Source organism: Actinomadura meridiana (assembly GCF_039537545.1).
Taxonomy (GTDB): domain Bacteria; phylum Actinomycetota; class Actinomycetes; order Streptosporangiales; family Streptosporangiaceae; genus Spirillospora; species Spirillospora meridiana.
Window position 1 is genome coordinate 249,190 of the sequence record NZ_BAABAS010000026.1, and the last position, 22,770, is coordinate 271,959.

17 protein-coding genes and 1 pseudogene are annotated in these 22,770 nt (G+C 69.8%); 13 read left to right on the forward strand and 5 right to left on the reverse strand.

Features of this window, described 5'->3' with window-relative positions:
• Positions 1–146 precede the first annotated feature (146 nt).
• On the reverse strand, positions 147–3,674 hold the full coding sequence (locus ABD808_RS33050) for a LamG-like jellyroll fold domain-containing protein (protein WP_344905477.1): 3,528 nt from the start codon (positions 3,672–3,674) through the stop codon (positions 147–149).
• A 259-nt stretch (positions 3,675–3,933) separates the two neighbouring features.
• Positions 3,934–4,377: a MarR family winged helix-turn-helix transcriptional regulator gene (locus ABD808_RS33055; RefSeq protein ID WP_344905480.1), complete on the reverse strand. Its 444-nt coding sequence runs from the start codon at positions 4,375–4,377 to the stop codon at positions 3,934–3,936.
• A 115-nt stretch (positions 4,378–4,492) separates the two neighbouring features.
• On the opposite strand from ABD808_RS33055, the gene ABD808_RS33060 reads away from it, so the two are divergent.
• Entirely contained in the window at positions 4,493–5,506 is a 1,014-nt protein-coding gene (locus ABD808_RS33060; RefSeq protein WP_344905483.1) for an ABC transporter substrate-binding protein, read from the forward strand.
• Positions 5,507–5,601: 95 nt separating this feature from the next.
• Positions 5,602–7,026 (forward strand): APC family permease, encoded by a 1,425-nt coding sequence (locus ABD808_RS33065; protein WP_344905486.1) that lies wholly within the window; start codon positions 5,602–5,604, stop codon positions 7,024–7,026.
• Positions 7,027–7,062: 36 nt separating this feature from the next.
• Here ABD808_RS33065 and ABD808_RS33070 read toward each other — a convergent pair whose 3' ends face one another.
• Positions 7,063–7,749 carry a sulfotransferase family protein gene (locus ABD808_RS33070; protein ID WP_344905489.1) on the reverse strand — a complete coding sequence of 229 codons (687 nt, stop codon included), beginning with the start codon at positions 7,747–7,749 and terminating at the stop codon, positions 7,063–7,065.
• Positions 7,750–7,838: 89 nt separating this feature from the next.
• Here ABD808_RS33070 and ABD808_RS33075 point away from each other — a divergent pair, with 89 nt between their 5' ends.
• The 7 genes and pseudogenes from ABD808_RS33075 to ABD808_RS33105 all read left to right on the forward strand — a co-directional run.
• The gene (locus ABD808_RS33075; RefSeq protein ID WP_344905492.1) at positions 7,839–9,365 is read left to right on the forward strand and encodes a class I adenylate-forming enzyme family protein; all 1,527 of its coding nucleotides are present in this window, start codon (positions 7,839–7,841) and stop codon (positions 9,363–9,365) included.
• Between the two features lie 68 nt (positions 9,366–9,433).
• The gene (locus ABD808_RS33080; protein ID WP_344905495.1) at positions 9,434–11,023 is read left to right on the forward strand and encodes an NAD(P)-binding domain-containing protein; all 1,590 of its coding nucleotides are present in this window, start codon (positions 9,434–9,436) and stop codon (positions 11,021–11,023) included.
• Positions 11,024–11,028: 5 nt separating this feature from the next.
• Positions 11,029–12,081, forward strand: a complete 1,053-nt coding sequence (locus ABD808_RS33085; RefSeq protein ID WP_344905498.1) for an alpha-hydroxy acid oxidase — start codon at positions 11,029–11,031, stop codon at positions 12,079–12,081.
• Positions 12,075–13,463: a cytochrome P450 gene (locus ABD808_RS33090; RefSeq protein ID WP_344905501.1), complete on the forward strand. Its 1,389-nt coding sequence runs from the start codon at positions 12,075–12,077 to the stop codon at positions 13,461–13,463. The genes ABD808_RS33085 and ABD808_RS33090 overlap by 7 nt, the downstream gene beginning before the upstream one ends.
• Positions 13,438–14,748: a cation:proton antiporter gene (locus ABD808_RS33095; RefSeq protein WP_344905504.1), complete on the forward strand. Its 1,311-nt coding sequence runs from the start codon at positions 13,438–13,440 to the stop codon at positions 14,746–14,748. The genes ABD808_RS33090 and ABD808_RS33095 overlap by 26 nt, the downstream gene beginning before the upstream one ends.
• 131 nt (positions 14,749–14,879) lie before the next feature.
• Positions 14,880–15,566, forward strand: coding sequence for a response regulator transcription factor (locus ABD808_RS33100; protein ID WP_344905507.1), 687 nt, complete (start codon positions 14,880–14,882; stop codon positions 15,564–15,566).
• A gap of 197 nt (positions 15,567–15,763) precedes the next feature.
• A pseudogene (locus tag ABD808_RS33105) lies at positions 15,764–16,420 on the forward strand (sensor histidine kinase); the annotation flags it as partial.
• A 37-nt stretch (positions 16,421–16,457) separates the two neighbouring features.
• On the opposite strand, the gene ABD808_RS33110 reads toward ABD808_RS33105, so the two are convergent.
• Entirely contained in the window at positions 16,458–17,216 is a 759-nt protein-coding gene (locus tag ABD808_RS33110) for a TetR/AcrR family transcriptional regulator (RefSeq protein WP_344905510.1), read from the reverse strand.
• 161 nt (positions 17,217–17,377) lie between these two features.
• Between ABD808_RS33110 and ABD808_RS33115 the strand changes: the two genes are divergently transcribed.
• The 3 genes from ABD808_RS33115 to ABD808_RS33125 all read left to right on the forward strand — a co-directional run bounded on the left by ABD808_RS33115 (position 17,378) and on the right by ABD808_RS33125 (position 20,683).
• The gene (locus tag ABD808_RS33115; protein ID WP_344905513.1) at positions 17,378–19,549 is read left to right on the forward strand and encodes an MMPL family transporter; all 2,172 of its coding nucleotides are present in this window, start codon (positions 17,378–17,380) and stop codon (positions 19,547–19,549) included.
• A gap of 169 nt (positions 19,550–19,718) precedes the next feature.
• Positions 19,719–20,021, forward strand: a complete 303-nt coding sequence (locus ABD808_RS33120; protein ID WP_344905517.1) for a hypothetical protein — start codon at positions 19,719–19,721, stop codon at positions 20,019–20,021.
• 143 nt (positions 20,022–20,164) lie between these two features.
• Entirely contained in the window at positions 20,165–20,683 is a 519-nt protein-coding gene (locus ABD808_RS33125; RefSeq protein WP_344905520.1) for a hypothetical protein, read from the forward strand.
• 67 nt (positions 20,684–20,750) lie between these two features.
• Here ABD808_RS33125 and ku read toward each other — a convergent pair whose 3' ends face one another.
• Entirely contained in the window at positions 20,751–21,641 is an 891-nt protein-coding gene (ku, locus tag ABD808_RS33130) for a non-homologous end joining protein Ku (RefSeq protein ID WP_344905523.1), read from the reverse strand.
• Positions 21,642–21,753: 112 nt separating this feature from the next.
• Here ku and ligD point away from each other — a divergent pair, with 112 nt between their 5' ends.
• Positions 21,754–22,734, forward strand: coding sequence for a non-homologous end-joining DNA ligase (ligD, locus tag ABD808_RS33135; protein ID WP_344905526.1), 981 nt, complete (start codon positions 21,754–21,756; stop codon positions 22,732–22,734).
• Positions 22,735–22,770: the final 36 nt, after the last annotated feature.

A 22,770-nucleotide genomic window follows, 5' to 3' on the forward strand; every position in this document is an offset into this window, starting at 1 on the left:
CCTGCGACGGAACGTCACACGGCTTGCCTTCACGAAATCCTCCATTGTTGTGAGCTCTCATCGAGCACACGCAGGGCATGTTCGGCGAATTTCCGACAGGATATGAAGCGCGCATCACCCGGAAGGAGACGGCCCGCGCAGAACAACTATGGATCGGTCTGGGGCGGAATTTCTGTATCGTTGGCGAGATTGGCGACCTGTTGTTGGGTGAGCGCACCCTGGTAGACCCATACGTCGTCTACGGCGTCCGGCCAGAACTCGGTGCCGTCTGCTGCGCCCAGCTTGTTACGTCCAACTTGGAGGCCCCCATTACCTTCCGCCTTGAAGGCAATCGCCTGGTCTTCCTGCGAGATCCCACCGGCTGTTTGGTCAAGTCGACCGTTGACGTACAAACTGACACGGTCGCGCAGCGCATCGTAGACGACCGTGAGATGCACCCAGTCTCCCACCACAAAGTACGGATTCGATGCCACTCTTGGTTCGGATGACGAACTGTCCGAGTTCTGTATGACGGCCTGCCAGACGCCCTGTTCGGTCGGATCCTCACCAGGCATATATCGCAGGACAAACGCATTGGCGTTCGCGCCCGGTTGCGAGAAGATCGTGGCCGCCTGCTGCGGACGTCCCACATTGCGCACCCACCCGGCCACGGTGAAGCTGTCATCAGTCCACACCGGTGGTGTCGCTGTCTCGGCGAACGCCTTTTCGGCGCCGAGCAGCAGCCCTCCGGCCGACACGCTTTTGAAACCTGCGGTCGGGTCGATGACCGCACCGTTGTGAAGCACCAGTCCGGGCGCCCCCACAGGGAATGGGTCAGCTCCACTGTCCTGGTTGAGACCCCACCTCGCCTTGAGCACCGGGTGCTGAGTCACCATCTCCTCAGCTTCCCGGTCACCGATGATCCGGTCGTAGACGCGGACGTCATCGATTTGACCGGGCCAGTGGTCTGCCTGCTGACCAAACCATTTACTGCGGCCGATCTGAAACCCTCCAGTTGCGTTCCATGCTGCTGGAACTTCCTGCCCCAGCGGTCCCGGCTCACCGTTGACGTAGACCCGAAGTCTCCTCGTAATCTGGTCGTACACACCAACAAGATGCGTCCAACTGTTCAGCTTGGCCTGTTGCTGGGAGTACGCCTGATAAGAATCAGTGCCGGAGTTTTCCGGGCCGACCATGGACAGCGCCCACTTTTGTGTCGCGGGTTCATATTTGAGAAAGAACCCGCTTCTGTTCTCACCGTCCTGGCTCAGCAGTGTACGAGTGCGCCCGTCAGGATTGTCGAGACGGACCCAGGCCGACACGGCGAAGCTCTTACTGGTGTCGATCAAAGGGATACTGGTGGAGGCGTGGCCAGTGGTTCCGTCCAGTTGAACCGCTTGGCCGACCTGTCCGACGGTGCCCGTCGTGAGACCACCCTGCGCGGAGGCGGACACGGCAGGCTCGCCCTCGCGGGTCACCGCCTGCAATGTGGTGGCACCGGCGGGCTCGTCAAGCTTGAACCAGGCCACAGGTTCCGAGCCGGTGTTCGCATTGAACTCGTACGAAACGACTGGGCCGTTCTGATTGGAGGGCGCGAGCGCTTGGACGGTCAGAATGTTGGGGCCGGAACGGGTCGGTGCGATCTGCGCCGGCTGTGGTGCGCCAGCGGTTGTATGGAGCGTGGTCACGGGTTCGTTGTTCAACGTAATCACGTATCGGTCGGCAACGCCCTCGGAGTCAGAGATGGTGAACGTTCCGGCCTCGCCTACACCACCGTGCCAGCCGTCATCGGCGGGATAGTCGACCGAGGTGATGGCCGGGTTCCCCGGCACTGCCGGGTCGTAGAAGAAGTAGCAGCCGGTCTGGGCCCCGTTGTAGCTCCAGGCGCTGTACTGCTCGCCGTCCCAGGCCCGCACACCCCAGCCGATCTTGGTGCCCTGCGGAATCGTGGACGGAACGGTCACCGAGAACTTGCTGCCGGTCGTCTTCGCCGGTGTCAACGCCGACGTCCACTTCTCACCCCAGTCCGACCCGTCGGGGTTGTTCGCCCAGTGCAGCGTGAACTGGCCCTGCACCTTGTTCTTGTCCTCGTCGTCAGGGTCCTTCAGATACGCGTTCAACGTGGACAGGTCGTTCACGGTCTTGGCCTGCCCGCTGGGCAGGCACTTGGTGCCCGGGTTGGCGTACATCGTGTCGGTGTCGGGCTGCAACGGCGGGTTGTTGTACTGCACCTTCAGGTACGCGTCCTCGGAGAACCGCTTCCACCCCGACATCGACGACTCGTTGTCCGCCTTCAACCCGAACGTGATCGTGGAGTGGCCCTTGTTGATCGCGTCCTGTACATGCGCCCGGACCAGCGACCCAGTGAACTCCACCGGTGTTTTGGAGCAGTACGCGACGTTGCGGTAGGTCAGCTGCGCGCCCCACTCGTCACCGGTGTTGTTCCAGGTCGCCGACGACTTCAACGCCGAGGTCCGCCACAACTCGATCGACGCCGGGTTGTGGCAGTCATACGCGCTGGTCTCATAGGCGATGAACTCGACCTTCTGCACGTACCGGCCCTTGATCGGCGGCAACGGCATCCGGTAGAACAGGCGCTTGGTCTGGTTCTTCACACAGTTGGCGTCCTTGGCGACCTCACACCGCCCGACGCCCTCGGTCGACTTGCCCGCGAACTCGTAATACGTCTGGGTCGGCCAACCTGAGGACACCATCCCCCACGACGACGCCTTCAACGTCCGATACATCGGGTCGATGTACACCGGGAACGTGGTGTCAGACGCGGTCAGCATCCTCTGGTCGGGTGTCAAGGTGAGCGTGCCGTCGCCGACCGTCATCGCGATCGGTGCGGTCTTGGCGCCCATCGGCGGTTCCTCTACCGCCTTCTTCGCCTCGGCCTCGCCCGCCGCTTTGGCGTTGGGGGCTTGCGCGGACTGCGCTTGGGAGGAGTCCCACATCAAGGGTGGGGGCGCCTCGAACACTCCGGCGCCCGAGCTGGAGGCTGCGGTGAGCAGTCCGGTGGCCTTGTCCTGGCTCAACGACAAGCCCGACGTCGACAATCCCAAGGCCAGCTTCGCCACCCGGGGGTCCTTGGCCGCCTGCGCCGTCTTGATGACCAGAACGTGGGAGAAACCGTCGGCGAGAGCACGCAGGCGCAGGTCCACGTCCGGGCCCGCGACGCCGTTGTAGACCGCGGTGTCGCCGTCCAAGGTCGGGGCGGGCAGCGCCTGCGGCCATGACAGCGCGAGCTTCCGGCCCGAACGGGTCATCTGGGCCATCGGACCGTTCCCACCCGGGGAGAAACTCAGGTCCACGGTCGTCGCGGTGGGCACGATCATGCCGTCCGAGCGGCGCAGGGTGGTGTCGATGTCAGCCCATGTGCCGTTGTGACGTGCGTGAATGGGCTGAACGTGCTGCTCGACCTCGATGCGGCCGTTCGGCAGTGCCCGGACCGTGCGAGATTCACCGCGCTGCGACAGGATCTCGACGGGTTCACCGGTCCGCCGCGCTGCCGCGAACGCCTTTTTCTCCGACCCCGCGCCTTTGGGTACATCGGCGTGAGCTGCGGTTTCTGATTGTGCTACCGCAAAGGGAACTTGGAGTAACCCGGCGGTCAACGCCAGTGTGAGAACTCGGGCCCACCAGGCCGGGCGGCGCCAATACAGCGACGTGAGAACGGACGCGAAGCGACGCACGACTCGACCCATATGTACCCCAAGGCGTAAAGGGTTTGTTAAAGCGGCCTTAACGTAACCCGAAGATCGAAGCTGGGGAAGAGCCAAGACCGATCCCTGCCACAGTGATCTAGATCACACACCATTGTGTAGCCAATGGAGTACGGACACGTGACCTAGTCTGAACGTTCACTGAATGTCGCGACAGACTGTGATGATCTGCATCCGCAGTGGGGTCAGGTGTCTGACCGGACGGGCCCGAGCCGTCCGCGAGCCTTGTTCAGCGGGTTGGGGTGAGGCCGTTCCAGAGGGTGGTTAGGAGGGTCGTTAGGGCTTCGGTTGTTTCTGTGCCCAGGTTTGTGGCGAGGGTGCGTTCGTGGGCGCGGGCCAAGGACTCCAGGCGGGCCAGTTTGGTGCGGCCTCGGTCGGAGACGTGGACGGAGACCCGGCGGCGGTCCCGGGTGGAGTGGGAGCGGTACAGGTAGGCCGAGTCGGCCAGGGAGTCGACGATGCGGGTCAGGGTCGGGTGGGGGATCTCGACCACGACCGCCAGTTCGCCCATGGAGATGTCGTCGGCTCGGGCCAAAGCGCGGAGGACGCGCCACTGGTCGACAGTCGTGTGCTCCTCTTCGAGGACGCCGCCGAGATCGCGGGCCAGGGCCCGTTGGGTTCGGGTCAGGAGGTCCACCAGTTCGGTGCTCGCCGTCGCCGTGTCCTGAACCACCCTGACGCCTCCCCTCGCAGGCCGCCCCAGCGCAGAGCATACTTGCCTGGTCATGGACGGTTCGGCGGTACTGCGGGATAGCGCGGAGTTGTTGGTCTCCGGGCCGGATCCCTCGGTGCTCCGACTGGGGTTGCTGCTGCCGCTCTCAGGGCCGCTCGGGTTGACCGGGCCGTCCGGGTTGAGTGCCGCCTGCCTGGCCGTGTCCGAGGGGGACGCGGGGCGCGCGGTCGAGCTGGTGCCTGTCGACGCCGGACGGGCGCCGGGCGTGGTGGCCGCTGAGGCGCGGTTGCTCGCCGATGCCGGGCTGGTGGAGGGGTTCGTCGGGTTCCATACCAGCGACGTGCATCGGGCCCTCGACCCGGCGCTCAGCGGGCGAGTGCCGTATGTGTTCACGCCGCCGCATGAAGGCGGATCGCGGGGACGTGGCGTGGTCCTCCTCGGGGACTCGCCGGGACGGCAGCTCGGCCCGGCGGTCCGGTGGTTGAGTGAACGGCGCGGGCTACGGCGCTGGGCGTTGGTGGGCAACGACTACATCTGGCCTCGGGCGGTACACCAAGTCGTCTCGCGTGTTGTGCGGGCGTTGGGCGCGGACGTGGTGCTCGACCGGCTGGTGCCGTTTCCGTGGGCGGCCGGAGAGGCGGGGTTCGAGCCGCTCGTCGACGAGGTGCGGCAGGCGCGTGCGGACGCCGTGTTGCTCAGCCTCGTGGGACGGGATCTGGTCGCCTTCAATCGCGTGTTCGCCGCGTCCAGGATCTCGTCGCGGGTCGTACGGCTGTCGGGCGCGCTTGAGGAGAACGTGCTGCTGGCCTCGGGTGGGGACGACACCGGTGAGCTGTACTCGGCGATGCGGTCGTTCGCCGGGCAGGGGGACGATCGGCAGCTCGCGATGGCCGAGCGGTATCGGACCGTGTTCGGGGACGCCGGGCCGGTGCTCGACGCCTACGCGGAGGGGTGTTACGACGGCGTCCACCTGCTGGTGTCACTCGCGGCCGCGGGCGCGTTGGACGCGCGCGGCGCGAACGAGTGGCTCGCGGACGGCTGGGCTGGGACGCCGTTCGGTGCACCCCGTGAAGAGGGTCAGCTGGCCCGGGCAGACGGGCTCGACCTCCGGGTGATCGCGCGCCTCTGAGAGGTTCTCTTCATCTAGAAGCTTTTCATTTGAAAAGAATGATTCTAGGCTGCGCGCTGGTATCGCGGTGCGTCACCGCGACGGAGGAGGACACCGTGACCCTTGAGGACGCGCGGCCGGAGGGTATCGAGCGCTACGGGTACAAGCAGGAGCTGCGGCGCTCCCTCGGGTTCCGGGACCTGGTGGTCTACGGCCTGGTCTTCATGGTGCCGATCGCACCTTTCGGGATCTTCGGCAGTGTGTTCCAGGGCTCGGGCGGCATGGTCGCGCTCGCGTACGCCGTGGGCATGCTGGTCATGCTGTTCACCGCCGCGTCGTACGCGCAGATGGCACGGGCCTTCCCGATGGCCGGATCCGTGTACACCTACGCGGGACGCGGCATCTCCACGCCGGTCGGGTTCCTGTCGGGCTGGATGATCCTGCTCGACTACGTGCTGGTGCCGAGCCTGCTGTACCTGATCGCCAGCGTCGCGATGAACTCGCTCGTGTCGAGTGTGCCGGTGTGGCTGTGGCTGGTCGGGTTCGTCGTCCTGAACACGGCGGTCAACTTCTTCGGCATCGAGATGACGGCACGGATCACCCGCGTCATGCTCGTCGCCGAGCTGATCGTGCTGGCGATCTTCCTGGTGATCGGCGTCGTGGCGCTGGCGCAGGGCAAGGGCCATGACGGCGGCGGGTTCACGCCGATCTACAACGACGCGACGTTCTCGTGGAGCCTGGTGTTCGGCGCGGTGTCGATCGCCGTCCTGAGCTTCCTCGGCTTCGACGGGATCTCGACGCTGGCGGAGGAGAACCGCGAGTCCTCCCGGGCCATCGGACGGTCGATGGTGGCCGCGCTGCTGCTGGTCGGCGTCCTGTTCATCGTCCAGACGTGGGTGGCGTCGCTGCTGGTCTCCGACCCCGACAAGTTGATCGCGAACGGCGACGCCGAGGGCACCGCGTTCTATGACGCCGCCGACGTCGCGGGCGGGGTCTTCCTGGCCAAACTCACCGCGGCGGCCACCGCGATCGCGTGGGGTTTCGCCAACTCGCTCGTCGCGCAGGCCGCGACCTCAAGGCTGCTGTACGCGATGGCGCGCGACCGGCAACTGCCCGGTTTCCTGGCCAAGGTGGACGTCAAGCGGCAGGTGCCCGTGAACGCGACGCTGCTGGTCGCGGCCGTGTCGATGGGCCTCGGGCTCTACATGGAGCACCGGGACGACGGCATCACGCTCCTCAGCTCGCTCGTCAACTTCGGCGCGATGACCGCGTTCCTGGTGCTGCACGTGTCGGTCGTCGTGCACTACGTCATCCGGTCGGGCAGCCGGAACTGGTGGCCCCACCTGATCGCCCCGGCGTTCGGGTTCTGCATCCTCGGCTACGTGGTCTACAACGCCGACGTCGCCGCGCAGGAACTCGGGTTCGTGTGGCTCGGCATCGGCGTCGTGGTGCTGATCGTCCTGCTGGCCCTGCACCGGCGTCCGGAGCTGGCGGGCATCGCTCCAGACGCCCCGGACGCCGAAACCGACAAAACCGAGTGACCCACCGTCAACGAAGTAGGGGCGGCCGCACGCGAATCAGCGTCCTCGGACGATGAGTTCGGCCAGGCGGCGGGAGCGTTTGCCGTGCCAGGCGGCGCGCTCGTTGGTCTGCGGGAAGGGCTCGTCCGGGACGGGGACGCCGAGGAACTCGCACAGTGGTTCCCACCCTTCGGTGACGTCGAACACCAGCAGCCGGTCGGACGGGATCTCGGCCTTCACCTCCGCGATGTGCTGGTCGAAGACGGTGATGACGTGGTCGCGCTCGTCGATGCGGCCGTCGAACACGCGGTCGATGACGGTCGCGCGGGCCATGCGGGGGTAGAGGACGAAGTCCGGTGACCGGCGCGCGACCAGCCATCGGGTGATCCGGCGGCGCAGCGGCAGGTGACGTTCCGCCAGGGCGCGGGCGAAGATCGTGGACGCCATGCTCTCGTACCACCGGTCCCGGTCGCGGACGGTCAGGATCACCTTCGCGTCCGGGTAGTGGTCGGCGAGGTCGCGCCAGTAGGACGCGGCCGGCCAGTCCAGCGCCGAGTGGAAGCCGGTGAAGACCTCGTCCCAGTCGGCGGGGCGGCCCTCGCCGATGTCGAGCCACTGCCGGACGCGGCGGGGCTCGGCGATGACGCTGGACATGTGGTAGCAGGGGCCGAGGTCGAGCCGTTCGAGCGCCGCCTTGAGCGAGGCGGTGCCCGTCCTGCCGAATCCCGCGCCGATGACCTTCATCGCGTCTCCTCCTCTGATCGGGCTCTGATCCACGCCGTCTACGTTCGGGGTGAACGACCGAATTGTCAGCGGAATCGAGGAGCGGATCAATGAGCCTGTTTCCCGCACCCCTGCTGGACGCGCTGGCGGACTCCCCCGCGACGGCGGCGTTCGAGTACCGCGGACGGACCGTCTCGCGCGGCGAGTTGTCGCAGCTCATCGCCACTTTGGCGGCGGAGCTGAGGGACGCGGGGCTCGGGCCGGGCGACGGGCTCGCGATCCGCACCGCCGTGTCGCCGGAAGCGTTCGCCGCGCACATCGCGGCGCACGTGGTGGGCTGCCGCGTCGTCGGCGTCCGCCCGGGGTACGCGGCCGGGCAGCTCGCGCACGTGCTCGGCATGGGCCTGGACGCGCTGCTCGTCGACCCGGGGACGGCGACGCCCGGCCTGCTCGACGCGGCGGGCCCGGTGCCGGTGCTGTCGCTCGGGCCGTGCCCGGGCGCGCGTGACCTGCTGGACGGGCCCACCAACGAGTGCTCGCTCGACATCACCGCGCGTCCGGACGATGTGGCCCTGCTCGCGTTCACCAGCGGCAGCACCGGACGGCCGAAGGGCTGCGCCACCACCTACCGGGCGTTGAGCGAGCACTGGGCGTGGCAGCCGCGCGTCTGGGGGCCGGTCGCCGCCGGGCTGGCCGAGGCGTTCGAGCGGTATCTGCTGTTCGGGACGCTGGCCAGCATGGTGGTGTTCGAGTTCCTCGCGCCGTGCCTGCTGGGCGGCGGCACCGCGGTGATCCCCGAGGACGACGGCCGTCCCGTGTTCCCGTACGCGATCGAGCGGCACCGGATCACCGGGTCGATCATCACGGTGCCGAAGTTCAGCCGGATGCTCGACCTGCTCCGCGACGAGCCCGCCGACACGGGGAGCCTGCGCGCGCTGATGGTGTCCGGATCGCCGCTCGCGCCGCATCGGCTGGCGGAGGCGGTGCGGCGGCTCGGCCCGGTCGTCTACAACGGGTACGGGCAGACGGAGGCGGGCTCGGTGTCGATGCTGACGCCCACCGACATCGCGGCGGGACGCCTCGCGTCGGTCGGACGCCCGCATCCCGGCGTCGAGATCAGCGTGCGCGACGCCCGCGACAAGGACGTCGGCCAGGGCCGCAGGGGCGAGATCCACGTCCGCAGCCCGTACATGATGGCGGGCTACTGGGGCGACCTCGTGGAGAACCGCGACACGCTCCAGGACGGCTGGATCCGCACCCGCGACCTCGGACGTCTCGACGGCGACGGGTTCCTGCACCTCGACGGTCGCGCCCGCGACGTGATCATGGTGAACGCGATGGTGGTGTACGCGGGCCCGATCGAGCGGGCGCTGGCCCGGCATCCGGACGTCGCCGAGGCGTACGTGGTGGGGACGCCCGACGAGCGTACGGGCGAGGCGGTGCACGCGTTCGTCGTCCCGGTCGCCGGACGCTACCCGGACGGCACGGCGATGAAGGAGATGGCCGCGCTCGTCCTGGGCGAACTCGGCGAGGACAGCATCCCGCAGACGATCACGACGGTGCCGATGGTGCCCGTCACCCCGGGTGGGAAGCCGGACAAGAAGGGGCTGCTGCGGGCCCGCCGCATCGGTTTCTGATCAACCTCTGAGATTCGCGGCCAAGACTGTGTTGAGGATTCAACCATCTAGCCGTCGTGGAGGTCGTCGTGGCGAACCAGGTCCTGGACTACCTGATCATCGGTGCCGGTCCGGCCGGACTACAGCTGGGCCACCTGCTCGAGAAGGCACGGCGCGACTATCTGATCCTGGAGGCCGGGTCCGGCCCGGGGACGTTCTTCCGGACGTTCCCGCGCCACCGCACGCTCATCTCCAACAACAAGAAGCACACCGGGACGGACGACCCGGAACTCAACCTCCGCATGGACTGGAACTCCCTGCTCTCCGACGACCCGGAGTTGCTGTTCACCCGGTACAGCGACCGGTACTTTCCGCCCGCCGACGAGTTCGTCCGCTACCTCGGTGACTTCGCCGAACGCTGCGAGCTGAACGTCGCCTACGGGACCCGCGCCGTCCACGTTGAGCGGACGGAGGACGGCCGGTTCCGGGTCACCACCGACCACGGCGAGACCCACGAGGCGGAACGGCTGGTCATCGCGACGGGCTTCAGCCTGCCGAACGTCCCACCGGTCCCGGGCATCGAGACCGCCGAGTTGTACGGCGACCACCCGACCGACCCGTCCGAGTACGTGAACAAGCGGGTCCTGGTCATCGGCAAGGGCAACTCGGCGTTCGAGACGGCGGAGAACCTGATCGAGTCGGCCGCGGTGATCCATGTGGCGGGGCCCCACTCGGTGCGGCTCGCGTGGCGGACGCACTTCGTCGGGCACGTGCGCGCCGTCAACAACAACTTCCTCGACACCTACCAGCTGAAGTCGCAGAACGCCGTCCTGGACGGCGAGGTCAGGCGGATCGAGCGGCGCGCGGACGGCGGCTACCTCGTCACCGTGGCGTTCACCCGCGCCGACGAGGTCACCAAGGACATCCCCTACGACCGGGTGATCGTCTGCACCGGGTTCCGGCTGGACGCCTCGATCTTCGCCGAGTCCTGCCGTCCGGCGCTGACGATCAACGACCGGTTCCCGCTGCTGACCCCCGCCTACGAGTCCGTCGACGTCCCCGGCCTGTTCTTCGCCGGGACGGTCACGCAGTCGCGCGACTTCAAGCGCGGCACCAGCGGCTTCATCCACGGCCTGCGGTACGGGACGCGGGCGCTGCACCGCTACATGGAACACCGGTACCACGGCAGCGAGTGGCCGGGCCGGGCGCTCGGCGGCGACCCGGCGGAACTGGCCGCCGCGGTGCTGGCGCGCGTCAACCGCAGTTCGGGGCTGTGGCAGCAGTTCGGCACGCTCGCCGACATGATCGTCCCGGACGGCGCTGGCGGCCTGCGCTACCTGGAGGAGGTCCCGGCCGACCTGCGGGAGGCGCCCGTCTCCCCCACCGCGCCCGAGGGGTACTTCACGATCACGCTCGACTACGGGAAGGGCCACGACGAGGTCGACCCGTTCGACGTGAACGTCCGGCGGATCAGGCAGAACGACGCGGGCGGCGCGCACGAGGGCCATTACCTGCATCCGATCGTCCGGCACCATCGGGGCGGCGAGGTGACGGCCGTCCACCATGTGACGGAGAACCTGGAGAACGAGTGGACGTCCGAGGAGGTCCACGTCGAGCCGCTGCGGGAGTTCTTCGCCCGGCAGACCGCGGCCGCCCCCTCTCAGATGCGCCCGGTGTGACGGCCATGCGCGCACCGGTCAGCGTGCGGGAGTTCGAGGCGGCGGCCCGGGAACGCCTCGACCCGGCGCACTACGACTACTTCGCGGGCGGCGCGGGCGAGGAGGTCACGCTCCGCGCCAACGAGGCCGCGTTCGGACGGCTCGCGCTGCTCCCCCGGGTCCTGCGCGGCACGGACAAACCGGAACTGGGCGTCACGCTGCCGGGTGGCAGCGCGTCCATGCCGGTCCTGGTGGCGCCGACCGCGTTCCACCGGCTCGCCGATCCCGAGGGCGAGCGGGCCACGGCGCGGGCCGCCGCCGCCACCGAGACGATCATGATGCTGAGCATGGCGTCGACGGTCGCCCTGGAGGACGTCGCCGCCGCCGCGCCCGGGGCCCGGCTGTGGTTCCAGCTCTACGTCCAGCCGGACCTGGCGTTCACCAAGACGCTGGTCCGGCGGGCCGAGGCCGCCGGATGCCGGGCGCTGGTCGTCACCGTCGACTCGCCCGTCCTCGGCAGTCGCCTGCGGGACGAGCGCAACGGCTTCCACGACCTGCCGGACGGCCTGTGCTGCGAGAACATGCGCGACGGCGACCGGGTCCGGCCCCTGGAGTTCTCCCCCACGATCTCCTGGGAGCATGTCGGCCGCCTCATCGAACTGACCTCACTTCCCGTCGTGCTGAAGGGCGTCCTGCATCCCGAGGACGCCGGGACGGCACTCGACCTCGGCGTGTCGGGCCTGATCGTCTCCAACCACGGGGGGCGCCAGCTCGACACGGTCCCGGCCACCGTCGACGTCCTGCCGGAGATCGCCGCGGCGGTCGCCGGGGCGGTGCCGGTGCTGCTGGACGGCGGTGTCCGCAGCGGCACCGACGTGCTGAAGGCGCTGGCGCTGGGCGCGGCCGCGGTCGCGGTCGGACGTCCGGTGGTCTGGGGCCTGGGCGCGGACGGCGAGAGGGGAGCCGTCCGCGTCCTGGAACTCCTGCGGGCCCAGATCGAGGAGGCGCTGGCGCTGTGCGGCGCGGCGTCCGTCCACGACCTCGGTCCCGGCCTGGTGCGGCGGGTGCCGCCATGCTGATCGCGCTCATCGCGGCCGGGGCGTTCGCCGTGCTGGTGAGCCTGCCGTGGTGGCTGCCCGGCCGGATCGTGGCGCTGCGCGGACGACTGTTCGCGCGGATCAACGGGGACGAGGGCATCGCCGTCCCCGGCGACCTGATCGGCGTCGAGCGCTTCCGGGAGGTCTACGCGCACCCGGCGGCGGGTGGACGCAGCAAGGGCGCCGCGCTGTCGGACCTGTTCTGGTACTGGCTGTCGCCGGGCGCGCACGTCCACCAGGAGCACCTGGAGGCGGGCGAGCTGTACGACGAGGTCGCCCGCACGACGCGCCGGTTCCTCGCCGTCCCGCGCGTGGACGCCGAGGAGCTGACGCGCCGCCGCGTCACCAACGTCCTGGACGAACGGGTCGGGCGCGGCGACGGAATCCGGTTGGTGCGGCTCCGCGACCTGATGATGCCGATCTGGGCGGAGGTGTACTACGAGCTGGTGTTCGGCGAGCCGTGCCCGCGCGCGGCGCGCGACCTGATCGTCGGGAACGCCGACGACGTCGTCACCGCGCTGAAGTGCTGCGGCCTGCGCCACATGGACCGCCGCCACCGCCTGACCCGCTACCTCGCGGGACGGCTGGACGACGTCCAGCATCCGCTGCCCACCGGGCTGACCGACGAGGAACGCGCGTTCTACCTGCAAGGAACGTTCTTCAACACGGCGGTCGTGCAGATGTCGGAGGCCATGGGGCACCTGCTGATGGTCCTCGCCCGGCACCCGGACGCGGCGGCCACCGCCATCGCGGACGACGACCGCGCCTTCGACCGGGTGATGCAGGAGACGATGCGGCTCTACCCGCTGTTCGGCGTCGCGCACCGCATCACCACCGGCGACATCACCGTCGGCGACGGGACGGAGATCCCCGAGGGGTCGGTGCTGTGCTTCAACTACCCCGATTTCCACCGGACCGGGTTCGCCGACCCTGACCGCTTCGAACCGGACCGGTTCCGCGACGGACCCGCCGCCAAGGATCTGAACCACATCCCGTTCGGCATCGCGGAGAATCGGCCCTGCCCCGCCTGGCGGCTCGCGCCGATCACGATGCGGGTCGCGGCGCGGGAGGTGCTGCGCCGGTACGCGCTGGCCACGTCCGCGTCGCACACCAGGTCGATGCCGAACCGGGGGCCCTGCCTGCTCGTCCCGCGCCACCCCGGCGGGACGCGCGGGCCGCGGCGAAAGGTACGGGCCCGGCTGCTGTTCCTGCGAGCGCGTGACCGGGTCGAGGACGTCTGGCGCAGCCTCGTCCAGCTCGTTCTCGGCACCTACATGGTCTGGGACGCCCGCAGGCAGCGGCTCTGCGAACACCACTTCGCGCGACTGGAGAACCCCCATGCTTCCACTGGCAGCTCCCGCTGAGGATCCCAACCTCGAACTGACCCTGAAGGTCCTGCCCGCCCTGGTCGTGATCCTGATCGCCGCCGCGGTGTGCGGCCGCCTCGCGCGGACGGTGGGACAGCCGCGCGTGCTCGGCGAGATGGTCGCGGGCGTCCTGCTCGGCCCGACACTGTTCGGTCAGGTGTGGCCGGACGCGCAGGCGAAGGTGTTCCCCGACGAGGTCGTCCCCGTCCTGTACATCCTCAGCAACATCGGCCTGACCCTCTACATGTTCCTCGTCGGCGCGGGCATCGACCACGGCTCGAAGGTGCCCGGCGAGGGCAGGCGGGCGGGGCTGCTCGCGGTGTCGGGGATCGGGCCCGCGATCGCCCTCGGCTTCGTCACCGGCGCCCTGCTGTGGGGCACCCTGTCCCGCGACGACGTCGGACGGTGGGAGTTCGCGCTGTTCCTCGGCGGCGCGCTGTCGCTGACCGCGTTCCCGATGCTGGCGCGGATCCTGTACGAGCGGGGGCTGGAGAACGCGCCGCTCGGACGGCTGTCGCTGCTGGCGGCGTCCGTCGACGACGCGGCGGCCTGGTGCCTGCTCGCGATCCTGTCGGCGTGGCACCTCGGCACGGGCCCGGGCGGGGCGCTGCGCACCATCGCGCTCGCAGCGCTGTTCGCGGCGGTCATGCTGGTGGTCGTCTCCCGCTTCCTGCGCCCACTGGGCCGGGAGGTCGCCCGCACGGGCAAACTCGGCCCGAACGCCCTGTACCTCGTCATCCTCGTGGCGCTCGCGTCCGGCTGGATCACCGACTGGATCGGCGTGTACTCGGTGTTCGGCGGGTTCATCGCCGGGTTCGCCATGCCCCGCGACGCGGCGTTCCGGGAGGCCCTGCACTCGCGGATGATGGGCGTCGTCTCGACACTGCTGCTGCCGGTGTTCTTCGCCTTCTCGGGCCTGAACACCGAGCTCGGCGGCATCACCGGCGCCACGATGCTGCTCGCGTTCGCCGCGATCATGGCGGCCGGGTTCTGCGGGAAGTACTTCGGCTGCGCGTTCGCGATGCGCGGCCTCGGCTTCGGCTGGCGGGACGCCTACGCGGTCGGCGGGCTGATGAACGCCCGCGGCCTGATGATCCTGATCTTCATCAACATCGGGCTGGCCCAGGGCATGATCACCCGGGAGCTGTTCGCGATGCTGGTGCTCGTCGCCGTCCTCACCACCGCGGCGGCCGTCCCGCTCTACCGGCTGGCGCTGCCGGAGCGGCTGGAGCGCGCGGCCCGTGCCCCGGACGAGTCGGAGCCCCTCGTGGAAGCCGCCTGACCCCCCGCGCGGACCGGAGGGGTGCTGGGCCCAAGACGGCTCAGGCACCCCTTCGGTTCAAATTTAAAGAAAGTTGTCCACTACTGACCGGCCCTATGGTGGTCCGCGAAAGCCGGTGGGAGCGTGGGGCTGTGGCCGATCCAACGGGCCCCGGCGACCCGCCACGCCGGCTGTTGATCGTCGAGGACGACCGCGAGCTCGCCCGGATGCTCGGCGGACTGTTCGCCGAGCAGGGCTACGCGGTCGACCTCGCGGGCGAAGGCCAGCGGGGCCTGCATCTCGGGCTCAGCCGGGGCTACGACGCACTGATCATCGACCGCGGCCTGCCCGTGCTCGACGGTGTCGAGTTGCTCCGGCAGCTGCGCGGCCGGGGCGTCACGGCGCCCGCGCTGGTGCTGACCGCGTTCGGCTCCCTCGCCGACCGGGTGGCCGGGCTGGACGCGGGCGCCGAGGACTACCTCGTCAAGCCGTTCGAGATCGACGAGCTGCTCGCCCGGGTGCGGGCCCTGCTGCGCCGCCATCTCGACCGCGCCCAGGAGCTGCCGCTCGGCGCGGGCCGCCTCGATCCGCGCTCACGGCTCGTCAGCCTCCCGACCGGCGAGCACGTCACCCTGTCCGGCCGGGAGGCACGGCTCCTGATGGCGCTCGCGACCCGTCCGGCACAGGTGCACACGCGCGCCTCGCTGCGGCAACGGGTGTTCGACGAGGCCCGGACGGAGTCGATCGTCGACACCTACGTCTACTACCTGCGCAACAAGCTCGGCGCGGACGTCGTCCGCACCGTCCGCGGCGTGGGCTACCGTCTGGGAGAACTGTGAACGGAGAACAGGCCGTCGACCCGGACCAGCGGTTGCTCGCCCGCGCGCGGTGGCGGGTCGGCGTTCAGGTCGCGGGAGTCTCTGTTGGCTTGGCCGGGGCTCTCGGGGCGGCCGTCTACCGGGTGGCGGCGGGTGGGCTGGGCGTGGGCGAGCGGCGGAGGTTGGGGCGGCGGGTCGTCGCGGCGCAGGTCGCGGGGGTGCCGGTCGCGTTGCTGGCGGGGCGTCTGATCGCGGATCGGGCGCTGGCGCCGCTGGACGAGGCCCTCGCGCGGCGGCGGCGGTTCGCGGCGGACGTCGGGCACGAGCTGCGCGCGCCGCTGACCCGGCTGCACACCCGCGCGCAGCTCACGGCCCGGAGGTTGAAGAGCGGGACGGACGTCGGCGCCGACGTCGACCGGCTCGTCATCGGGACCCGGCAGCTCGGCGAGATCGTCGAGGACGTGCTGGCGTCGGCGCGGCTCGGCCGGGTCCCGGGCGGGCTCGACACGGTCGATCTCGGTGCGCTGGCGGCGGAGCTGGCGGCGGCCGAGTCGGCGCGGGCCAAGGAGCGCGGCGTGACCATCGACGTCGGACGCCCCGGCGATGGTCACGCCGTCCAGGGTTCGGAGGCGGCGTTGCGGCGGGTGCTGTCGGCGCTCGTCGACAACGCGCTGCGCCACACTCCCCCGGGCGGCCGGATCCGCGTGACGGTGGCGGGGACGCCGACGACGGTGGAGCTGGCCGTCCGCGACGACGGCGACGGCTTCGACCCGCGGAACGCCGACCGGCTGTTCGGCAGGTTCGCGAGCGGGACGGGCGGTTCCGGTCTCGGTCTCGCCCTCGCCCGCGAGGTGGTGGACGGTCACGGCGGCACGATCATCGCCGAGGGCCGTCCGGGCGCGGGCGCGGTGTTCACCGTCCGGCTTCCGGCCGCCCCTCGTCCGGGGGCGGGCCGTCCGGGGGCGGGGTGTAGGTCAGGCCGAGGACCGCGCCGACCTCGGCGAGCATCAGCTCGAACATGGGCTCGGCGTCGTCGAGCGCGAAGTCGAGATGTCCGAAGACGTCGAGGCTGACGCCGCCCTGGAGCCTGATCCAGCACTGGAGGAACTGCCTGATCGCGCCGAGCGGAAGGGTCACGCCGATCTGGTCGCGGTAGCGGCGTAGCTGGTCGCGCAGCCCGGGGTCGATCTCGTCGTCGGGCACGACGGGGAACGGCTCCTTCTGCCACAACTCCAGGAACAGGCTCATGAACAGCCCGCCGAACCGCCGGGCGCACTCCGCCGCGAAGTCGGGCCGGTCATCTTCGCTGTTGTTGCCGGGCATGGGCGCGCCGAACAGCAGACCGTACTCGCGGCTGTTGGCGCGGGCCCAGCGGCGGAACTGGCGTGACGCCGCCAGGAACTTGCCGCTCATGTCGCCGCGCGGGACCGTCTCGATGGCGTCCCACAGTTCGCCGACCAGCTCGGTGTACAGGTCGCCGACGATGTGGCGCAGCAGCTCCCCGTGACTGTCGAAGTACCGGTACAGCGCGGGAGCGGTCATGCCCATCTCGCGGGCGATGGCGCGCAGCGTCACCGCCTCGGGCCCCTGCTCGACGAGGATTCGCCGGGCCGTCTCGGAGATCTCCCTGACCGTCGCCGCCCGCAGCCGGTCACGCCGTGATTCCGCCACGCCGCCCCTTCCTTTCGTGTCCGCCGCCGCGAACGCGCTCCTCCGCATGATTCCGCAGAAACACCCTTGACGATAGCTAACGGAGTATGCAAAGTTAACACCGTTCGCAGTTTACAGCGTTCACGATTGTTAGCGGAAGTCACCAGGCAGGAGGAAGGGCGATGTTCGATCGGTGGGGGCGTTGGGTGCATCGGCGCCGCAGATGGGTCCTCGCGGTCGCGGGCGCGGCGCTGGTCTTCGCGGGAGTGTGGGGCACGGGCGTCTTCGGCGCGCTGTCCTCGGCCGGCGGCTTCGACACGCCGGGCAGCGAGAGCACACGGGCCGTGCAGATCGCCGAGCGCGACCTCGGTCGCGACTCCGCGGACATCGTGATCCTCTACGAGGGTCACGCGAACGTCGACGACCCGGCCTACCGGACGTCGGTCGAGCGGGCGCTGGGCGCCCTGCCCAAGGACAAGGTCGCCCACGCGGCCACCTACTGGACGACCAAGTCACCGCAGTTCGTCAGCAAGGACCGCACGGACACGTACGCGGTCCTCCAGCTCGCGGGCGCCGACGACTCGGCCCGCCAGGACTCCTACGACGCCGTCAGGGACGACCTCACCGAGGTCGGGGGCGGGCTCACCGCCAAGGTCGGCGGGACGGTCGGCACCGGCGTCGCGATCAACGACCGGGTCTCGTCCGACATCGCCCGCGCCGAGAGCATGGCCATGCCCGCGCTGCTCGTGCTGCTGGTGTTGATCTTCGGCGGGCTGGTGTCGGCGAGCCTGCCGCTGCTGATCGGCGGCTTCGCGATCCTCGGCTCGTTCACCGCGCTGCACGCCCTCACCTATGTCACCGACGTGTCGATCTTCGCGGTGAACATCACGACGTTCCTGGGGCTCGGGCTGGCGATCGACTACGGCCTGTTCATGGTGACCCGTTTCCGCGACGAGATCCGGAAGGACGGCGCGTCCCGCGAGGACGCCCTGGCCGCGACGATGGCCACGGCCGGACGGACCGTCGCCATCTCCGGCGTCACGGTCGCGGTGTCGCTGTCCGGCCTGCTGCTGTTCGACCAGAAGTTCCTCGTCTCGATGGGCTACGGCGGCATCGCGACCGTGCTGGTCTGCATGGTCGGCGCGCTGACCGTGCTGCCCGCGCTGCTGGCCGTCCTCGGCCCGAAGGTGAACGCGCTGTCCATCCGGCGCCGCCGCCGGGCCGTGGGCACGGAGAGCCGGTTCGACGCCTGGTGGGGACGGCTCGCGCACAGCGTCATGCGCCGTCCGGTCATCTACATCGTCGCCACCGTCGCGCTGCTCCTCGCGCTCGGGTCCCCGTTCCTGAGCATCAACTGGGGCGGCACGGACGCCAAGGCACTGCCCGAGGGCACCGACGCCAGGGTCGTCGCCGAGGCGCTGGAGACGCGGTTCCCGGGCAACGCCACCAGCCCGATCCAGGCGGTGGTGTCGGGAACGTCCGACCGGGCCGCGGTCCAGGCGTACGGGGACCGCCTGGCCGCGGTGCCGGGAATCACGTCCGCCACGGTCACCGGCAGCAACGGCGGCACGACCCGGATCGCGCTGAGCTACGACGCCGACCCGAACTCCGACACGGCCCGCACCCTGGTCAAGGAGGTCCGGGACGTCCCGGCGCCACCCGGTGCGCAGGCCGACGTCGGCGGCAGCACGGCCGAGATCGTCGACCAGCTCGACAGCATCGGCGCGAAGCTGCCCTGGCTCGCCCTGTTCGTCGGCGGCGCGACGTTCGTCCTGCTGTTCCTCGCGTTCGGGTCGATCCTGCTGCCGCTGAAGGCGATCGTGATGAACATGCTGTCGCTGTCGGCGACGTTCGGGGCGGTGGTGCTGATCTTCCAGGACGGCCACCTGTCCGGGCCGCTCGGGTTCACCGCGACCGGCGCGCTCGACCCGTCCATGCCGATCCTGATGCTGGCCATGCTGTTCGGGATCTCGATGGACTACGAGGTGTTCCTGCTGTCGCGGATTCGCGAGCAGTACGACAGGACCGGCGACAACACCGCCGCCGTCGCCTCCGGCGTGCGGCGCACCGGCGCCATCATCACCAGCGCCGCGCTGCTGTTCATCGTCGTGATCGGCGCGTTCTCCACCTCCGGCGTCACCTTCATCAAGATGACCGGTGTCGGGATGGCCATCGCGATCCTGCTGGACGCGACCATCGTCCGGGCCCTGCTGGTGCCCGCGACGATGCGGCTGCTGGGCCGCGCCAACTGGTGGGCGCCGGGACCGCTCGCCAGGCTCTACGGCCGGTTCGGCATCCGTGAGGGCGACGCCCCCGAGGCGCCGCAGCGGCCGCCGCTGGAGTCCGTCCACTGACCCTCCGGGGCCTTCCGCGCGCATCGGTGGCCGGTACGTGACACGCCGGCCACCGATGCGCGCAAACCGCTTGTGATCTACTTCACCTCCCAGGACACTGATCTGCATTCCACCCCCCGCAGCGCCCGTTTCTTCGCGCGCGTTCCGTTCGGCAGTCCTTGGAGGAAGCATGTCCACGCAGGTGATCACCGAAGGGGAGGAGGCGCTCGGGCATCTGGAGCGCCTCACCGCCGAGCTGCGCTCCCGCGGCTGGACGGTCGAGGTCGCCGCCCCGCACGACCGCCGTCCGTCCGCGCTCGTCGCCGACCCGCGGACCCCGGCCGTGACCGAGAGCCTCATCGCGGCGCGCGAGACGCCCGACGGCGGCTGGTCCTACTTCTACGCCTGGGGCGAGCGGATCGCCTCCTGCGCCGACCCCGCGGCCGTCGCGGCGTCGCTCGGCCGCGAACTCGCCGCCCATCGCGGTCGCTGAACCGCTCGGCGCACGGACACGCGCTCCCACAGACGGACGGGGTGACATTCGCCACCCGGTCGGCATGATCGTGAGCCATCGAAGGCGGGCGCCGGTCCGCAGGTGGCTCCCGCCGACAACGCACGTAACGGAGAGGATCCGTCATGCGACCAACCGTCCGCGCCGCACTCCCGCTGGCGGCGGCAGGCGCCGCGCTGATCACCCTGTCGGCACCGGCCCTGGCGCTGCCCATGCCGGACGAGCTGAAGGTCGAAGGGCCCACGAACGTCTACGACCAGACGTACAAGGACGTCAAGACCCAGATCACCGTCGTCCGCACGGGCGACACCACGAGCGTGATCCTGGACGCGACGGGCTTCCCGGCCGAATCGGCGGGCAAGACGTACGGCGTCCACGTGCACGTGAACCCGTGTGGAGAGAAGGGCGAGGACGCCGGGCCCCACTACCAGGACCCGAACGCCGCGCCCGACGCGCCGATGCACGACAAGGAGATCTGGCTCGACATCATGGTCGGGAAGGACGGCCACGCCCGCTCCGGCACCGCCGTGCCGTGGAAGGTCGCCGCGAAGGCGGCCGGTTCGGTGATGATCCACGCCCTGCCCACCAACCACGACGACGGCAGCGCGGGCGCCCGCAACGTCTGTACGACCGTCCCGTTCTAGCCCGCGCGTCAAAGCCGGGCTCCGGCGGATCACGCCGGCTCGCGGCCGCAAGCCGACCTGTGGCGGGTCAGGCCGACTTGCGGCCGCGGCCCTTCGCCGGTTCCTTCTTCGCCCCGGTCTTCGTCCCGGACTTCGAGGACGGCGTCTTGCGCGCCGCGGGCTTCTTGGCGCCCTCCTTCTCGCCGCGGCTCTTCTTGGCCGCCTCGACGCTGGCGCGCAGCGCGCTCAGCAGGTCGGCCGCGGGTTCCCGCTCGGCCTCCTCGGCGGGCCGCGCGACCTCCCGGCCCTCCACCTTGGCGTCGATCACCGCCTGGAGCGCCTCGCGGTAGGCGTCCTTGTACTCGCCCGGGTCGAACTCACCCTCCATCGACTCGATCAGCGAGGTCGCCATCGACAGCTCCTGCTTGCGGACCTCGATGTCCTCGTCCAGGAACGGGAAGTCGGGCGCGCGGACCTCGTCCGGCCACAGCATCGTCTCCAGGACGAACACGCCGTCGCGGACCCGCAGCGTCGCCAGCGACTCCCGCTGCCGGATCGCGATCTTGACGATGGCGACCTGGCCGGAGCTCTCCAGCGCGTCCCGCAGCAGCACGTAGGGCTTGGCGCCCTGCGCGTCGGGCTCCAGGTAGTACGACTTGGCGAAGTAGATCGGGTCGACCTCCTCGCGTTCCACGAACTGGAGCACGTCGATCCGGCGGCTGGACGACAGCGGCAGCTCGGCGAAGTCCTCGTCGGTGAGCACGACCATCTCGCCGCTCGGCAGCTCGTACCCCTTCGCGATGTCGGCGTAGGCCACCTCCTCGCCGTCGGCCGTGCACACGCGCTTGTACTTGACGCGCGCGCCGTCCTCGCGGTGGACCTGGTGGAAGCTGACGTCCCTCTGCTCGGTCGCCGAGTACAGCTTCACCGGTATCGTCACCAGCCCGAACGAGATGGCGCCCTTCCAGATACTGCGCATGACCAGTCCCTACCCAGCGCGTTCCCGCCCCTAGCCTCGCAATGTTGCTCGAATCGCGCTACAACGCCCCCTTGATCCTTTGCCTCGCGGCGGTATCGGGTAGGACGGCGGTATGACCATGCCGTGGCCCGTTGAGCCGATGATGGCCGCCACCGGGGACCTCCCCTCCGACGGTGGGCGATGGGGTCTGGAGCTGAAGTGGGACGGGGTCCGCGTCCTGTCCCATGTCTCCGCCGACGGTGTCCGGGCGTGCGGACGGCGCGGCGGCGACGTCGCCGGACGCTACCCGGAGCTGTCCGCCCTGACCGACCTCCTCCCCCACCACGACGTGATCCTGGACGGCGAGGCCGTCGCCTTCGACGAGGGACGACCGAGCTTCGAACGCCTCCAGCGCCGCATGCACGTGACCCATCCCGACCCCAGACTGATCCGCGAGGTCCCCGTCCGGTACGTCGTGTTCGACGTCCTGTACCTGGACGGGCACCTCCTGTACGACATGCCCTACGCGGAACGCCGCACCCTCCTCGCCGAACTGGACGTCGCGGGAACCGGCCCCGTGGAGGTGCCCCCCTACCTGGACGGCAGCGACACCGCCCAGGTGAACGAGCTACTGGCCTTCACCCGGGAACAGCATCTAGAAGGACTTCTGGCCAAACGTCTCGACTCCCCGTACCGGCCCGGGCGCCGCGTCGACTTCTGGCGCAAGGTGAAGAACTTCATGACACGCGAGGTCATCATCTGCGGCTGGAAACCCGGCAAAGGGCGACGCGAAGGCGGCGTGGGCTCCCTGCTCCTCGGCGAGTACGACGTCAAGGGGCTGCTGGGCTTCGTCGGGCACGTCGGCACGGGTTTCAGCGACCGCGCCCTGGACGAGCTGTACGGAACGCTCTGGCCACTGCGCCGCCCCACCAGCCCGTACGACGAGCCCGTCCCACGCGAGTTCGCCCGAGACGCCCAGTGGGTCGAGCCCCACCTCGTCGGCGAGGTCGCCTACAGCGCCCGCACCAGAGACGGCCGCCTACGCTTCCCGTCCTGGCGCGGCCTCCGCGACGACAAAGACCCCTTGGAGGTCACGAGTGAGGAGACCCGATGACCGCAGCGAAGCGAGGATCTTCGGGTCTCCCCTCCG

Bases quoted from the DNA above. Each gene is read 5' to 3' on its own strand.
- ABD808_RS33070 (WP_344905489.1), bottom strand. From the start codon at position 7,749: ATGAAGGTCATCGGCGCGGGATTCGGCAGGACGGGCACCGCCTCGCTC.
- ABD808_RS33075 (WP_344905492.1), top strand. From the start codon at position 7,839: ATGAGCCTGTTTCCCGCACCCCTGCTGGACGCGCTGGCGGACTCCCCC.
- ABD808_RS33085 (WP_344905498.1), top strand. From the start codon at position 11,029: ATGCGCGCACCGGTCAGCGTGCGGGAGTTCGAGGCGGCGGCCCGGGAA.
- ABD808_RS33090 (WP_344905501.1), top strand. From the start codon at position 12,075: ATGCTGATCGCGCTCATCGCGGCCGGGGCGTTCGCCGTGCTGGTGAGC.
- ABD808_RS33095 (WP_344905504.1), top strand. From the start codon at position 13,438: ATGCTTCCACTGGCAGCTCCCGCTGAGGATCCCAACCTCGAACTGACC.
- ABD808_RS33115 (WP_344905513.1), top strand. From the start codon at position 17,378: ATGTTCGATCGGTGGGGGCGTTGGGTGCATCGGCGCCGCAGATGGGTC.
- ABD808_RS33120 (WP_344905517.1), top strand. From the start codon at position 19,719: ATGTCCACGCAGGTGATCACCGAAGGGGAGGAGGCGCTCGGGCATCTG.
- ABD808_RS33125 (WP_344905520.1), top strand. From the start codon at position 20,165: ATGCGACCAACCGTCCGCGCCGCACTCCCGCTGGCGGCGGCAGGCGCC.
- ku (WP_344905523.1), bottom strand. From the start codon at position 21,641: ATGCGCAGTATCTGGAAGGGCGCCATCTCGTTCGGGCTGGTGACGATA.
- ligD (WP_344905526.1), top strand. From the start codon at position 21,754: ATGACCATGCCGTGGCCCGTTGAGCCGATGATGGCCGCCACCGGGGAC.